Annotated in this window: 14 protein-coding genes and 1 tRNA gene; 6 read left to right on the forward strand and 9 right to left on the reverse strand. The window is 72.8% G+C overall.

Annotation, left to right across the window (positions count from 1 at the left end):
• Positions 1-124: 124 nt before the first annotated feature.
• On the reverse strand, positions 125-328 hold the full coding sequence (locus ACZCLJ_RS01410; protein WP_463105222.1) for a hypothetical protein: 204 nt from the start codon (positions 326-328) through the stop codon (positions 125-127).
• Positions 329-464: 136 nt separating this feature from the next.
• Here ACZCLJ_RS01410 and ACZCLJ_RS01415 point away from each other — a divergent pair, with 136 nt between their 5' ends.
• Positions 465-605 (forward strand): hypothetical protein, encoded by a 141-nt coding sequence (locus ACZCLJ_RS01415; RefSeq protein WP_463105223.1) that lies wholly within the window; start codon positions 465-467, stop codon positions 603-605.
• Positions 606-672: 67 nt separating this feature from the next.
• On the opposite strand, the gene ACZCLJ_RS01420 is transcribed toward ACZCLJ_RS01415, so the two are convergent.
• A tRNA-Ile gene (locus tag ACZCLJ_RS01420) sits at positions 673-746 on the reverse strand.
• Positions 747-806: 60 nt separating this feature from the next.
• Here ACZCLJ_RS01420 and ACZCLJ_RS01425 point away from each other — a divergent pair.
• Positions 807-1,172 (forward strand): DUF488 domain-containing protein, encoded by a 366-nt coding sequence (locus ACZCLJ_RS01425; protein ID WP_463105224.1) that lies wholly within the window; start codon positions 807-809, stop codon positions 1,170-1,172.
• Here ACZCLJ_RS01425 and ACZCLJ_RS01430 read toward each other — a convergent pair.
• Entirely contained in the window at positions 1,136-2,269 is a 1,134-nt protein-coding gene (locus ACZCLJ_RS01430) for an acyltransferase family protein (protein ID WP_251151552.1), read from the reverse strand. The genes ACZCLJ_RS01425 and ACZCLJ_RS01430 overlap by 37 nt on opposite strands.
• A 140-nt stretch (positions 2,270-2,409) precedes the next feature.
• On the opposite strand from ACZCLJ_RS01430, the gene ACZCLJ_RS01435 reads away from it, so the two are divergent.
• From ACZCLJ_RS01435 to ACZCLJ_RS01445, 3 genes are all read left to right on the forward strand, one after another.
• Entirely contained in the window at positions 2,410-3,216 is an 807-nt protein-coding gene (locus tag ACZCLJ_RS01435) for a DUF1206 domain-containing protein (RefSeq protein ID WP_463105225.1), read from the forward strand.
• Positions 3,217-3,298: 82 nt separating this feature from the next.
• A complete protein-coding gene (gene def, locus ACZCLJ_RS01440; protein ID WP_251151550.1) occupies positions 3,299-3,784 on the forward strand; it encodes a peptide deformylase in 486 nt (161 codons plus the stop codon).
• 182 nt (positions 3,785-3,966) lie between these two features.
• Complete coding sequence (locus ACZCLJ_RS01445) at positions 3,967-4,467, forward strand: DUF3145 domain-containing protein (RefSeq protein WP_454043546.1); 501 nt, start codon at positions 3,967-3,969, stop codon at positions 4,465-4,467.
• A gap of 96 nt (positions 4,468-4,563) precedes the next feature.
• Here the strand turns inward: ACZCLJ_RS01445 and ACZCLJ_RS01450 are convergent, their stop codons facing one another.
• The 5 genes from ACZCLJ_RS01450 to ACZCLJ_RS01470 all read right to left on the reverse strand — a co-directional run bounded on the left by ACZCLJ_RS01450 (position 4,564) and on the right by ACZCLJ_RS01470 (position 9,567).
• Positions 4,564-5,808 carry a beta-ketoacyl-[acyl-carrier-protein] synthase family protein gene (locus ACZCLJ_RS01450; RefSeq protein WP_251151548.1) on the reverse strand — a complete coding sequence of 415 codons (1,245 nt, stop codon included), beginning with the start codon at positions 5,806-5,808 and terminating at the stop codon, positions 4,564-4,566.
• Positions 5,809-5,903: 95 nt separating this feature from the next.
• On the reverse strand, positions 5,904-6,155 hold the full coding sequence (locus ACZCLJ_RS01455; protein ID WP_251151547.1) for an acyl carrier protein: 252 nt from the start codon (positions 6,153-6,155) through the stop codon (positions 5,904-5,906).
• A 130-nt stretch (positions 6,156-6,285) separates the two neighbouring features.
• Positions 6,286-7,293 (reverse strand): beta-ketoacyl-ACP synthase III, encoded by a 1,008-nt coding sequence (locus ACZCLJ_RS01460; protein ID WP_463105226.1) that lies wholly within the window; start codon positions 7,291-7,293, stop codon positions 6,286-6,288.
• Positions 7,290-8,264 carry an ACP S-malonyltransferase gene (locus ACZCLJ_RS01465; protein ID WP_251151545.1) on the reverse strand — a complete coding sequence of 325 codons (975 nt, stop codon included), beginning with the start codon at positions 8,262-8,264 and terminating at the stop codon, positions 7,290-7,292. The genes ACZCLJ_RS01460 and ACZCLJ_RS01465 overlap by 4 nt, the downstream gene beginning before the upstream one ends.
• A 100-nt stretch (positions 8,265-8,364) precedes the next feature.
• Entirely contained in the window at positions 8,365-9,567 is a 1,203-nt protein-coding gene (locus ACZCLJ_RS01470) for a PucR family transcriptional regulator (RefSeq protein WP_463105227.1), read from the reverse strand.
• Positions 9,568-9,688: 121 nt separating this feature from the next.
• Between ACZCLJ_RS01470 and ACZCLJ_RS01475 the strand changes: the two genes are divergently transcribed.
• Positions 9,689-10,375 carry a hypothetical protein gene (locus tag ACZCLJ_RS01475; RefSeq protein WP_463105228.1) on the forward strand — a complete coding sequence of 229 codons (687 nt, stop codon included), beginning with the start codon at positions 9,689-9,691 and terminating at the stop codon, positions 10,373-10,375.
• 118 nt (positions 10,376-10,493) lie between these two features.
• Here the strand turns inward: ACZCLJ_RS01475 and aceE are convergent, their stop codons facing one another.
• Positions 10,494-13,241 carry a pyruvate dehydrogenase (acetyl-transferring), homodimeric type gene (aceE, locus tag ACZCLJ_RS01480; RefSeq protein ID WP_251151543.1) on the reverse strand — a complete coding sequence of 916 codons (2,748 nt, stop codon included), beginning with the start codon at positions 13,239-13,241 and terminating at the stop codon, positions 10,494-10,496.
• Between the last annotated feature and the right edge of the window lie 269 nt (positions 13,242-13,510).

Below are 13,510 nucleotides of genomic sequence, written 5' to 3' on the forward strand. Positions count from 1 at the left end.
CGAAATCGGTCGGGGGGTCGAAAATCAGCGCGCTCTGTGTGTGAAGACCTTGGTGGTCGAAGGGTGAGGAAGGGTGGGGTCCGCCCGTGCGGAACCCCACCCCCCGGGTCGCGGGCCGCGCCGGTCAGCTCGGCAGCTCGCGGAGGAACTCCTTGTCGCAGTCGCGGCAGCGGAAGCGGCCGGCGGGCTCCCCGACGTGCGGGGACTGCACCGGGTGGTCGCTGGCGCCGCTGCGCAGCTCGTGGATGCTGCGGGCGGGTTCGATGTGGTGGACGAGCTCGACGTCGGCGGACTGGCAGCGGATGCAGTGAAGCGGGTTCGCGGTCATGACGGTCTCCGTTCGGTGTGAGGCTCCGGCTCTCGGAGTCGGGGCGGACCGTGCCACACCGCGCCGGCTTCCGTCGCGCGCTGCGGATGAGTGGTCGTGGATCACGCCGCGGACGTTCCGCAAGACGGTCGCGACGGTGGTACAGCAGACGGCCGGCCTCGCGGCGGCCGCGGAGCAGCTCGCGCATAGCAGCGTGACGATCACGGCGAAGCACTACGTGCAGCGGCCGGAGGCGGCGACGGACCGAAGCAGCGTGCTCGAGGCGTTCGGCCGATAGCGCTGGGTTACCGCTGGGTCGGGTACCCCTACCGGGGATCCGGGAAGGTGTTCGTGCAGGTCAGAAGTGCCCCGTGCAGGACTTGAACCCGCGACCGAGAGATTATGAGTCTCCTGCTCTGACCAGCTGAGCTAACGGGGCGCGCGGCGATCTTAGCGCTCACCGGGTGCGCCCCGGTCGCTGCGACGCTCTCATGGAGTCATGACCATCCGGGTGCGGCGCGTCCACGACGAGCCGTCCGACGACGACGGGTTCCGCGTCCTCGTCGACCGGCTGTGGCCCCGTGGGGTCAGCAAGGAGAACGCACGGGCCGATCTGTGGCTCAAGGACGTCGCGCCGTCGGACGCGTTGCGCCGCTGGTTCCACCACGAGGAGCCTCGCTTCGAGGAGTTCGCGCGGCGCTACCGCTCCGAGCTCGACGCCAACGCCGCGGTCGCCGACCTCCGGGACGTGATCGCGTCCCGTCCGGTCGTCACGCTCCTGTACGGCGCGAAGGACAGGGAGCACAACCAGGCGGTGGTCCTGCGCGACTACCTGGAGGCCGGGACGCCCGCCGCCTCGACCTGAGCGGCCGGTGAGCGAGTCTCCGGGCGCGCCTCCTGCGGCCCGCTCTCGCGCCGCAGGTCCCGGTCGAGCGCCCTCCTCAGTCGCGGCCCGAACGGTCGTTCGACGAGCCGGTGGATGGCCAGCGCGAGGAGAAGGCACGTCGCGGTGGCGAGCGCGAGGGTGGCCCAGCCGGGCAGGGCCGGGTGCGCCGTCTCGATGACCCACCGGCCCCACGAGGAGTGGACGAGGTAGAGCGGGTACGTCAGGGCACCGAGCGTCGTCGGCCACCTCCAGGAGAGCCGCGTGAGCGGCGTCATGGTCGCGGCGGCGACGACCACGAAGCACAGGACGATCGCGGTCCAGTACGTCGCCGGGCCGAGGACGAGGTCGGTGCTGTTCTCGATCCGTACCGCCTGGATGCGCCCCGAGTGCGCGGCCGCGAGCGCGACGTCGAGCCCCAGCGCGAGCCACAGGACCGGTGAGCGAGGCTCGCGCGTGAGCAGGAACAGCACCATGCCGCCGGCGAACAGCGGGGCGTCGGCCGCGACCAGGACGGTCGCCAGGAGGTCGGAACCGGTCTGCGTCGCGATCGCCCCGGCGACCGGCCAGAGCGTGACGAACGCGATCAGCCGACCGCGCGTCAGGCCGAGCGCCAGGAGGACCCCGACGAGCACGTAGAACCGCAGCTCGGACCAGAGCGTCCAGTAGACGGCCTCGACGTCCTCGATGCCGAACGCCCGCTGCACCATCGTGAGGTTCACCACGGCCTGCGGCAGGTCCACGTCTCGCCGTCCCGGGGCCACGAGCACGAGCAGCACGAGCGTCACGAGGACCGATGCCCAGTATGCGGGGAACAGGCGCCCCGCGCGTGACGCGACGAAGCCGCGGACGTCGCGCCCCCAGGCGGTCATGAGGATGACGAAACCGCTGATGACGAAGAAGAGCTGCACCCCGAACGAGCCGAACGCCGCGACCTGCTGGACGCCGGGCATCACCTCGCTCGTGCGGTCGCCCCAGGCGTGGTGGTTGACGGCGACGAAGTGGTACGCCAGGACGGCCGCTGCGGCGGCGAATCGGAGCCCGTCGAGCGCGACGAGACGAGGGGGCGTCGTGGACATCCGAGGCACGTTACCAAACCGTGATGTGTGGCTGCCGGGCTCCGACGTCCGAAATGCGTGGAAGGGCTCGGGCTGCCAGAGTGTCGGGGCCGGAGATCCCGGCGGCGCGAGGGGCGGCGTCCTGACGTGAAGGAGAATCCGTGGCACCGAGCATGAGCTCAGGAGGGAAGTCGGCCGCTCGCAGCGCTCAGGGGAGCAAGACGCTGGAGCTGCTGGCCCGCGCGGGGTACGCGATGAGCGGGGTGCTCCACCTCGTCATCGGGGTGCTGGCCGTCCAGGTCGCGACGGGCGGGGCGTCGAGCGAGGAGGCGAGCCAGACCGGCGCGCTCGCCGCGGTCGCCGAGACACCGGGCGGCACGGCGCTCCTCTGGTTCGCGGTGGTGGCGTTCGCCGCCCTCGGCCTGTGGCAGGTGACGGTCGCCCTGAGCGGGGCGCTCGAGACGTCCGACCGGCTCAAGGCCGCCGGCAAGGCGGTCGTCTACGTCGCGCTCGGCGTGCTGGCCGTGCAGGTCGTGTCGGGGGCGTCGAGCGGCTCGGGGCAGGAGGAGAGCTTCACGGCGCGACTCATGCAGAGCCCGGGCGGCGCGCTGCTGGTCGGTGCCGTCGGGTTCGGGATCGTCGTGGTCGGCGTCTACCACGTGGTCAAGGGCTGGAAGAAGAAGTTCCTCGAGGACCTGCGGGGCGGCACGAGCGGCCACGTCGGCCGCGCGGTCGTCCGGCTCGGGCAGGTGGGCTACATCGCGAAGGGCATCGCCCTCGGCGTCCTCGGCGGGCTCTTCGTCGTGGCCGCGGTGCAGAACGACCCGGAGCAGGCCGGCGGTCTCGACGCCGCGTTCGCGACGATCGTGGCGCAGCCGTTCGGCGCGGTGCTCCTGGTGGCCATCGGTCTCGGGTTCGCCGCGTACGGCCTGTACTCGTTCGCCCGGGCGCGCTACGCCCGGATGTGACCTGCGTCCCGGGCGGGCGTCACACGGGGAGACCGCCCGCCCGGGAGGCCGTTGCGCGACGTCCTCGTGGAAGAATGCGGGCATGGCGATGAGAGAGATCCGCACCATCCCCGACCCCGTGCTCCGCACCCCGTGCGACGAGATCACCACGATCGACGACCGCGTGCGGTCCCTGGTCGCCGACCTCGTCGAGACCGTGGACCACGACGGCCGGGCGGGTCTCGCCGCGAACCAGATCGGCGTCAACCTCCGCGCGTTCTCCTGGAACATCGACGACGAGATCGGCTACGTCCTCAACCCCCGGATCGTCGAGCTCTCCGACGACTTCCAGGACGGCGACGAGGGGTGCCTCTCCGTCCCGGAGCTCTGGTTCCCCACCCGGCGCGCCTGGTACGCGCGCGTCGTCGGCACGGACCTCGACGGCAACGAGGTCGTCGTGGAGGGCACGGAGCTCATGGCCCGCTGCCTGCAGCACGAGTGCGACCACCTCGACGGCATGCTCTACCTCGACCGGCTCGACCGCTCGGTCCGCAAGAAGGCGATGCGGGAGCTGCGCGCCCAGCTCTGAGGGCAGCGCGGCGCTCGCGGTGTCGGGGGCGCAGTCAGGGCGCGCCCCGCGAATCTCTCGCGCATCCGTGCGCCGTCGTGCAAGATAGGCACGAGACACGCCGTGACGGTTGTGCGACGTGCCGTGGATCCACCCTGGTGAGGACGTTGGGGAAGACGAAACCTCGACCTAGGGAGGCAGACATGGCCGGTGCCATCACCCGCGGTGTTCTTTACGTGCACTCAGCACCCCGTGCTCTGTGCCCGCACATGGAGTGGGCCGCCGGGAACGTCCTCGGCGTGCGCGTCTCCCTGGACTGGACCGAGCAGCCCGCGGCGCGCGGGCTGTATCGCGGCGAGTACTCCTGGCAGGGCGCGCAGGGCACGGGGGCGAAGCTCGCGTCCGCGCTGCGCGGCTGGTCCCACCTGCGGTACGAGGTGACCGAGGAGCCCAGCCACGGCGTCGACGGTGGGCGCTGGTCCCACACGCCCGACCTGGGGATCTTCTACGCCGCGACCGACGTGCACGGCAACATCGTGGTGCCCGAGGACCGCGTGCGCGCCGCGCTCGAGCAGGCCAACGATCCCTGGGCCATGCGCGAGGCGCTGCACCTCGCGCTCGGCAAGGCCTGGGACGACGAGCTCGAGCCGTTCCGCTACGCCGGGGCGGGCGCTCCCGTCCGCTGGCTGCACCGCGTGGGCTGACCGTGGGCTGACGGGACGCCTGCACGGCGGGACACCCTCACGACGACGCGAGGCCGCCTCCCGGCTGGGAGGCGGCCTCGCGTGCGTGGCGGTCCGTCAGGCGCTCGTCACCGCGAGCGCGACGTTGTGGCCGCCGAAGCCGAACGAGTTGTTGAGCGCCACGACGTCGCCCGCGGGCAGCGCCGACGGCGTGTCGCGGACGAGCGGCACCTGGAGCTCCGGGTCGGGGTTCGCGACGTTGATCGTCGGAGGCGCGAGGCGCTCCGCGACGGCCTTGATCGTGAAGATCGACTCGAGCGCGCCGGCACCCCCGAGGAGGTGCCCCGTCATCGACTTGGTCGCGGAGAGCTGGACGTGGTCCGCGTCCCCGCCGAGCAGCGTGCGGATCGAGCGCGTCTCGGTGAGGTCGCCGACCTTGGTCGAGGTCGCGTGCGCGTTGACGTGCACGACGTCGCGGCCGGTGACCCCGGCCTCCTCGAGCGCCCGGCGCATCGCGGCGACCTGACCGCGGCCCTCGGGGTCGGGGGACGTGATGTGGTAGGCGTCGGACGACAGGCCGACGCCCGCGAGCCGGGCGTACACGCGCGCACCGCGCGCTGCGGCGTGCTCGGCGCTCTCCAGCACGACGACGCCCGCGCCCTCGCCGATGACGAACCCGTCGCGGTCGACGTCGTAGGGGCGGGAGGCGCCCTGCGGGTCGTCGTTGCGCAGCGAGAGCGTGCGCGACGCCGCGAAGGCGGCGATCGGCATGGGGTGGATGGTGGCCTCGGTCCCGCCCGCGACGACGACGTCCGCGCGGCCTGCGCGGATCATGTCGACGCCGTAGCCGATGGCCTCGGCGCCGGACGCGCACGCGGAGACGAGCGCGTGGGCGCCGGCGCGGGCGCCGAGCTCGAGCGAGACGTACGCGGTGGGGGAGTTCGGCATGAGCATCGGGACGGTCATGGGCAGCATGCGGCGGGTGCCGCGCTCGCGCAGCGTGTCCCAGCCGTCGAGCGTGGTCCAGATGCCGCCGATGCCGGACGACACGACGGTGCCGAGCCGGTCTCCGTCGACGTCGGGGCTGCCCGCGTCGGCCCAGGCCTCGCGCGCCGCGACGATCGCGTACTGGGTGGAGGGGTCCATGCGCTTCATCTCGGGGCGCGCGAGGACCTCCTCGGGCTTGACCTTGATCGTCGCTGCGAACGTGACGGGGATCTCGTAGCGCTCGGACCAGTCGTTGTCGAGCGTTCGCGCCCCGGACTCGCCGGCGAGCGCGGCCGCCCAGGTCGTGGGCACGTCCCCGCCGAGCGGCGTGGTGGCGCCGAGGCCGGTGACGACGACTTCACGGACGGCAGACATGGGAGCTCCTCGAGGGTGTTCGGTCGACGGGTGGGCGGACGGGCCGGCGGGGTGGTGCCGGCCCGTCCGCACGGCCTGCCGGGCAGGCCGGGTGCTCAGGCGGCCTGGGCGCCCGTGATGTACGAGACGGCGTCGCCGACCGTGGTGAGGTTCTTGACCTCCTCGTCGGGGATGCGGACCCCGAACTTGTCCTCGGCGTGCGTGACGATCGTCATCATCGAGAGGGAGTCGATGTCGAGGTCGTCGGTGAAGGACTTCTCGAGCGCGACGGCGTCCGTCGGCAGACCCGTCTCCTCGGCGACGATCTCCGCGAGGCCGGCGAGGACTTCCTGCTCGGTGTAAGCCATGGTTTCTCCTTGTCGTGGGACCGGTGGACCGGTCCCGGTGGCGGTGCTCGGGCGGGCCCGAACGGTGGTGCGGTACTTGGTTGCGGCGTGGTCCGTCGGTCGACGACGAACCGCCCAGGGTGATTCTTCCCTACGGGAGGACGACGACCTGCGCTGCGTAGACGAGCCCGGCCCCGAAGCCGATCTGGAGGGCGAGATCGCCGGAGCGGACCTGCCCCTCGGCGAGGAGCCGCTCGGTCGCGAGCGGGATCGACGCGGCCGACGTGTTGCCGGTCTCCACGATGTCCCGCGCGACCGCCACGGTGTCGGGCAGGCCGAGCTGCTTGACGAGCTGGTCCGTGATCCGCAGGTTGGCCTGGTGCGGGATGAAGGCCCGGATGTCGTGGGGGCCGACGCCGGCCTCGGCCATCGCCTTCGCGGCGACGGGGGCCATCTGGAAGCTCGCCCACTTGAAGACGGTCTGCCCGTCCTGGCGCATCGTCGCGAAGCCGGCCTCGGGCTCCGAGCGCAGGTCGGTCCAGGCGTGCGTCTGCCGGATCGCGCTCGCCCGGCTCCCGTCCGAGCCCCAGACGGTGGGACCGATGCCGGGCACGTCGGACGGACCGACGAGCGCGGCGCCCGCACCGTCGCCCAGCAGGAACGAGATGGTGCGGTCCGTCGGGTCCACGAAGTCGCTGAGCTTCTCGGCCCCGACGACGAGGACGTGCCGCGCGGTCCCGGACCGGACCAGGGCGTCCGCCTGCGCGATGCCGTAGGCGTACCCGGCGCAGGCCGCGGACACGTCGAAGGCCGCGGCGGGGGTCGCACCCAGCCGGTCGGCGAGCACGGCGGCCGCGGACGGCGTCTGGCGGAACCAGGTGATGGTCGCGACGATCACGGCGTCGACGTCGGTGCCGGTCAGGCCCGCGGCGTCGAGCGCGCGTCGTGCTGCGGCCTCCGCGAGGTCGACGACGTCGACGTCGGACCCGGCGCGGCGCCGGGTGGCGATGCCCGTGCGCTGGCGGATCCACTCGTCGGACGACTCGATGGGGCCGGCGAGGTCGTCGTTCGTCACGACGTCCTCACCCCGCGCGGCACCGATCGCGAGGATCCGCGAGTGGGCGGGCCCGGTGGCCTGCCGCAGCGTCGGGATGGTCACGCCCCCGCCCCCGCGGCGACGGAGTGCCGTGCGACGAGGTCGCGCGCCGCCGAGACGTCGGCGGGCGACTTCACCGCGACGGTCTCGACGCCGCGCAGCGTGCGTCGGGCGAGCCCGGTGAGCACGCCGCCCGGGGCGAGCTCGAGGATCGCGGTGACGCCGAGCTCGGCGAGCGTCTCCTGGCACAGGTCCCACCGGACGGGCGCGGCGATCTGCGCGGTGAGGCGACGGACGACGTCGCGGGCCTTGCCGTGGCTGCTGCCCTCGAGGTCGATGCGGCCGTAGGGCTCGCCGTCCGCGTTCGACAGGAACGGCAGGCGCGGGTCGCTCACGTCCCAGGCCGCGGCAACGGGCTCGAAGGCCTCCCGCGCCGACTGCATGAACGGCGTGTGGAACGCCCCGGCGACCTGGAGGGGGATGACGCGCGCCTTGGCCGGCGGCTTCTCGGCGAGCGTGAGCAGGTGCTCGAGCGCGCCGGCGGCGACGACCTGGCCGCCCCCGTTGACGTTGGCGGGCCACAGCCCCGCCGCCTCGATCGCCGTGAGTACCTCCTCCGGGTCCCCGCCCACGACGGCGCTCATCCCGCTCGGGTTCGCGGCCGCGGCCTCGGCCATGAACCGCGCGCGGTGCGAGACGAGCCCGACGGCACCCGCGTCGTCGAGCACGCCCGCGACGGCCGCCGCGGCGAGCTCGCCGACGGAGTGGCCGGCCGTGACGTCGACGACGTCGGCGGCGTCACGGCCGTCGAGGATCTCGCGCAGCGCGACGAGCGACGACGCGACGATCAGCGGCTGCGCGACGGCGGTGTCCCGGATCGTCTCCGCGTCCGACGTCGTGCCGTGGGCGACGAGGTCGGTCTCGGCGGCCTCGCCGAACGCGGAGAGGCGGTCGGCGACGCCGGGCAGCTCGAGCCAGGGCGCGAGCATTCCGGGGGACTGGGAGCCCTGTCCAGGGCACAAGACGGCGAGCACCTGTCAACTGTGCCAACGCGGTGTCGACGGACCACGTCACGACCCGCACCAACCTTGGGGGAGGCGTTTGTGCGGAACCTCCAAGGACGGCGCGAGGGCCTCAGCGCGGGACCGCCGCGAGCTGGCCGAGCGCGAGCGCGACCTGGAGCACGAACGACTCGCGGGCGTCGAGCGGGTCCCACCCGGTGATCTCCGAGACCTTGCGCAGGCGGTACCGCACGGTGTTGGGGTGCACGTACAGCGTGCGCGCGGCGGCCTCGAGCGAGCGACCCGTCCCGAGGTACGCCGAGAGCGTCTCGAGCACGGAGCCCGTCGCCTCGGCGAGCGGGCGGTACGCCTGCGTCACGAGCGTCCGCCGGGCGGTCGTGTCTCCCGTCAGGACGCGCTCGGGCAGCAGGTCGTCGGCGAGGACCGGTCGCGGTGCCTGGGGCCATGCGGGCGCGGCGCGCAGGCCTGCGAGGGCGGCCTGCGCGGAGCGGCCGGCCTCCTCGAGACCGGCGACGGTGGGTCCGATGACGACGGGACCGGGGCCGAAGCGTGGGAGCAGGGAGGCCGCGGCGGCCTGGAGGTCGCCCTCGCCGCCGAGGACGAGGACCAGCCGGTCGCCGTGGATGCCGACGAGCGCGTCGCCCGCGGCGCGGCGCGTGGCCCGGCGGAGCTCGGCCGTGCGCACCTCGTCGAGCGACGCGGTCGTCGTGCCCGCGATGACCAGGGTCGAGCCGCGCCCGCCCCAGCCCAGCGCGGACACGCGCGAGCGCAGCGAGTCGTCGCCGTCGCCGCGCACGAGCGCGTCGACGACGAGCGCCTCGAGGCGCGCGTCCCAGGCGCCGCGCACCTCGGCCGCGCGGGCGTAGACCTCGGCGGCCGAGAAGGCGACCTCGCGCGAGTAGCGCAGCACCGCCTCGCGCAGGTCGCGCTCGCCGCCGGGGGCCGCGAGCTGGTCCGAGTGCGCCTCGACCACCTCGACGACGATCCGCACGAGCTGGAGCGTGTTCTGCAGCGAGATCGAGCGCGTGAGCTCGGGCGGCGCCGCGGCGAAGATCTCGCTCACGCCGTGCGGCGGGGCCAGGGGGTCGGCGTACCAGGTGACGAAGGCGGTGATGCCCGACTGGGCGACGAGCCCGACGTACGACCGGTCCTCGGCGGGCAGCTCGCGGTACCAGGGCACCTCCTCGTCGAGGCGCCGCAGCGCGGCCGCCATGAGCAGCCCGCTCCCGTCGCGCAGCCCCTGGAGGTTGTCCGCGTTGCCGGCGGCTCCGGTGGCGCGGGAACGGCCGGAGGCTGTCGGGGAGGTGGCCGTCACGCGCCGAGCATACGGGCCGGTGTTGTGGACAGTCCACAAACCGTCGGTCGCGAGGACCCGCGGGAGGTCTGGTGCCGGGGCGGTCGGGTGAGCGTCCGGGGGAGCCGCTAGGGTCGGGGGCATGGCCCTGATGCCCCGCCTGCGCCAGCTCATGCGACGCCCGACGTCCGCGTCGACGGTCGGCGCGCGCCGACCCCGGTCGGGCGAGAAGCGCGGCGACACCGTCCACGAGGACGCCCTGCGCGCGATGCTGGGCGACGACCCGAACGACGAGCGCGCGTTCCGTGCCCTCGCCGAGCTCGTGCGACGGCGTGCTGCCGAGGGGACCCACTTGGACGACCCGCTGGCCGCGCCGGCCGACGAGTCCGAGAAGCAGCGCGCCGCCGACCTGGCGGTGTGGGCGCTCGCCGAGGAGCTCGCGGGCCACCCCAAGGGATGGTTCCCCCTCATCGAGCTCGGCCGCCTCTCGCTCGACGACGACCAGGAGTCCGCGCTGCGCCGCTTCGCCACCGCGGCCGAGCGCGACCACACCGGGCGCGCCCTCGCCCAGTCGATGGAGGTGCTCCGCGACGCCGGTCTCCCCGGCGAGGCGCTCGGGCTCGGTGTGGGCCACTGGCGCGCTCGCGAGCACGACCCCGAGGTCGGGCGACAGCTCGTCCTCGCCGCGATCGAGGCGGACCGAGCGGTCGAGGCGCGGCACCACCTCGAGTCGCTCACGTCCTACGGCGACCCGGAGGCGGTCGCCCGCGTGCGCACCGAGCTCGAGCGCGCCGTCGCGCAGGCCGAGCAGCACCGCGCGGGCACGTAGGCGACCACGGCCGCGCCGCACGACGAGCGCTGCACGAGCGGCTGCACGACGACGGCCGGTCACCTCCCGCTGGGAGGTGACCGGCCGTCGTCGTGCAGCGGTCAGAGCGTGCGGACCGTCAGGAGTCGCCGCCCGCGTTGCCGGACGTCCCGGCGGTGACGTCCATGAGGCGGTACTTCTCGATCGCCTTCGCCGACGCGTCGGCGGGCACCTTGCCCTGCTTGGCGAGCGCCTGCAGGGTTCGCACCACGACGGACGGACCGTCGATCTTGAAGTGGCGGCGGGCCGCGGCGCGCGTGTCGGAGAAGCCGAAGCCGTCCGCCCCGAGCACCTCGTAGTCGCCGGGGACCCACTTGCGGATCTGGTCGGGGACCAGGTGGTCGTAGTCGCTCGTCGCGACGAACGGACCCTCGGCACCCGCGAGCTTCGCGGTGACGTACGGCGTGCGGACCTCGGCGGCAGGGTCGAGGAACGCGGCCTGGTCCGCGGCGAGGCCGTCGCGGCGCAGCTCGTTCCAGCTCGTCACGCTCCACACGTCGGCCGACACGCCCCAGTCCTCCTTGAGGAGCTGCTGCGCCTCGAGCGCCCACGGCACGCCGACTCCGGAGGCGAGGAGCTGGGCCTTCGGACCCTCGGACTCGGAGACCGAGACGCGGTGGATGCCGCGCAGGATGCCCTCGACGTCGACGTCCTCCGGCTCTGCCGGCTGGACCATCGGCTCGTTGTACACCGTGAGGTAGTACATGACGTTCTGGTCGCGGCCGTCGGAGCCGTCCCCGAACATGCGCTCGATGCCGTCGCGCACGATGTGCCGGATCTCGTAGCCGTACACCGGGTCGTACTGGACCATCGCGGTGTTCGTGCCCGCGAGGAGCGGGGAGTGCCCGTCGGCGTGCTGGAGGCCCTCGCCCGTGAGCGTCGTGCGGCCCGCGGTGGCGCCGACGATGAAGCCGCGCGTGAGCTGGTCGCCCGCCGCCCAGAACTGGTCGCCGGTGCGCTGGAAGCCGAACATCGAGTAGAAGATGTAGACCGGCACCATGATCTCGCCCTGCGTGGCGTAGGACGTGCCGACGGCCTGGAACGCGGCGGCGGAGCCGGCCTCGTTGATGCCGGTGTGCATGATCTGCCCGGCCTCGGACTCCTTGTAGCTCAGCATGAGCTCGCGGTCCACGGCGAGGTAGTGCTGGCCCTGGGTGTTGAAGATCTTCGCCGACGGGAAGATCGAGTCCAGGCCGAACGTGCGTGCCTCGTCCGGGATGATCGGCACGATGCGCTTGCCGATCTCCTTGTCCTTGATGAGGTCCTTGAGCAGGCGCACGAAGGCCATGGTGGAGGCGATCTCCTGCTGGCCCGAGCCCTTCTTGAGGATCTCGTACGTCTTCTCGCCCGGGAGCGTGACCGGCGTCGGCTTCGAGCGGCGCTCCGGCACGAACCCGCCGAGCTGGCGGCGGCGGTCCAGCAGGTACTGGATCTCCGGCGCGTCGCCACCCGGGTGGTAGTAGGGCGGCTCGTACGGGTTGGCGTCGAGCTCCTCGTCGGTGATCGGGATCCGCAGCGAGTCGCGCAGGGTCTTGAGGTCGGCGAGGTTGACCTTCTTCATCTGGTGCGTCGAGTTGCGGCCGGCGAAGGTCGACCCGAGGCCGTAGCCCTTGACGGTGTGCGCGAGGATCACGGTCGGCTGGCCCGTGTGGGCGCGGGCCGCCGCGTACGCCGCGTAGAGCTTGCGGTAGTCGTGCCCGCCGCGCTTGAGGTTCCAGATGTCGTCGTCGGTCATGTTCTCGACGAGCTGCTTGGTGCGCGGGTCGCGCCCGAAGAAGTGCTCGCGGATGAACGCGCCGTTCTCCGCCCGGTACGTCTGGTAGTCGCCGTCGGGCGTGGCGTTCATGAGGTTGACCAGCGCGCGGTCCTTGTCCGCGTTGAGCAGGACGTCCCACTCGCGGCCCCAGATCACCTTGATGACGTTCCAGCCCGCGCCGCGGAACTGCGCCTCGAGCTCCTGGATGATCTTGCCGTTGCCGCGCACCGGGCCGTCGAGACGCTGCAGGTTGCAGTTCACGACGAACGTCAGGTTGTCGAGCTGCTGCTGCGCCGCGAGCTGGAGCATGCCGCGCGACTCGGGCTCGTCCATCTCGCCGTCGCCGAGGAACGCCCAGACGTCCTGCTGGCTCGTGTCCTTGATCCCGCGGTTGTGCAGGTAGCGGTCGGTCCACGCCTGGTAGATGGCGCTCGCCGGGCCGAGGCCCATGGAGACCGTCGGGTACTCCCAGAAGTCCGGCATGAGCCGCGGGTGCGGGTACGACGGCAGACCGCCGCCCGCGTGCGACTTCTCCTGGCGGAACCCGTCGAGCTGGTCCGCGGACAGGCGGCCCTCGAGGAACGCCCGCGCGTACACGCCGGGGGAGGCGTGGCCCTGGAAGTAGACCTGGTCGCCACCGCCCGGGTGGTCCTTGCCGCGGAAGAAGTGGTTCAGGCCCACCTCGTACAGCGTCGCGACGGACGCGTAGGAGGAGATGTGCCCGCCGACACCGATGCCCGGGCGCTGCGCGCGCGTCACCATGACGGCGGCGTTCCAGCGGATCCAGGACCGGTAGCGGCGCTCGAGCGCCTCGTCGCCGGGGAAGTAGGGCTCCTCGTGCACGCCGATCGTGTTCACGTAGGGCGTGGCGAAGGAGGACGGGATGGCGACGTTGCGCTCCCGTGCCCTCTTGAGCAGGTTCAGCAGGACGTAGCGGGCGCGCGGGCCCCCGCGGTCGTCGATCAGGCCGTCGAGGGACTCGACCCACTCGCCGGTCTCGGCGGGGTCGATGTCCGGTACCTGGCTGAGCAGACCATTGATCAGCGGTCCGGTCTCGTCGTACGAAGCCACCAGCAACCTCATATCTCGTCGGATGCCGGACGCCGGTCGCGCGGTACACGCCCGGTCGTCCGTCTCGGAGCCACACCGGGCGTGCGGCCGCGGCCGCTGGTGGCGACCGCGCCTCTTCACGAGACCAGGGTGGTCTTCCCATTGTGTTCTCATCCGGGCCCGAAGTCACACCAACGGGTGGTCAAGGAGCAGTGATTTCCGTGACACGCGCGCGAGGCGGGATGCTCGCGGACGATGCGCCGAGGGGCCGTGTCCACGGGGTACGCCTT

The sequence above is a fragment of the Cellulosimicrobium sp. So1_17 genome (assembly GCF_055181235.1).

Coding starts and splice junctions, on each gene's coding strand:
- ACZCLJ_RS01475 (WP_463105228.1), top strand. CDS start 9,689: ATGGCCCTGATGCCCCGCCTGCGCCAGCTCATGCGACGCCCGACGTCC.
- ACZCLJ_RS01410 (WP_463105222.1), bottom strand. CDS start 328: ATGACCGCGAACCCGCTTCACTGCATCCGCTGCCAGTCCGCCGACGTC.
- ACZCLJ_RS01455 (WP_251151547.1), bottom strand. CDS start 6,155: ATGGCTTACACCGAGCAGGAAGTCCTCGCCGGCCTCGCGGAGATCGTC.
- ACZCLJ_RS01450 (WP_251151548.1), bottom strand. CDS start 5,808: ATGTCTGCCGTCCGTGAAGTCGTCGTCACCGGCCTCGGCGCCACCACG.
- ACZCLJ_RS01425 (WP_463105224.1), top strand. CDS start 807: ATGACCATCCGGGTGCGGCGCGTCCACGACGAGCCGTCCGACGACGAC.
- ACZCLJ_RS01445 (WP_454043546.1), top strand. CDS start 3,967: ATGGCCGGTGCCATCACCCGCGGTGTTCTTTACGTGCACTCAGCACCC.
- ACZCLJ_RS01430 (WP_251151552.1), bottom strand. CDS start 2,269: ATGTCCACGACGCCCCCTCGTCTCGTCGCGCTCGACGGGCTCCGATTC.
- def (WP_251151550.1), top strand. CDS start 3,299: ATGGCGATGAGAGAGATCCGCACCATCCCCGACCCCGTGCTCCGCACC.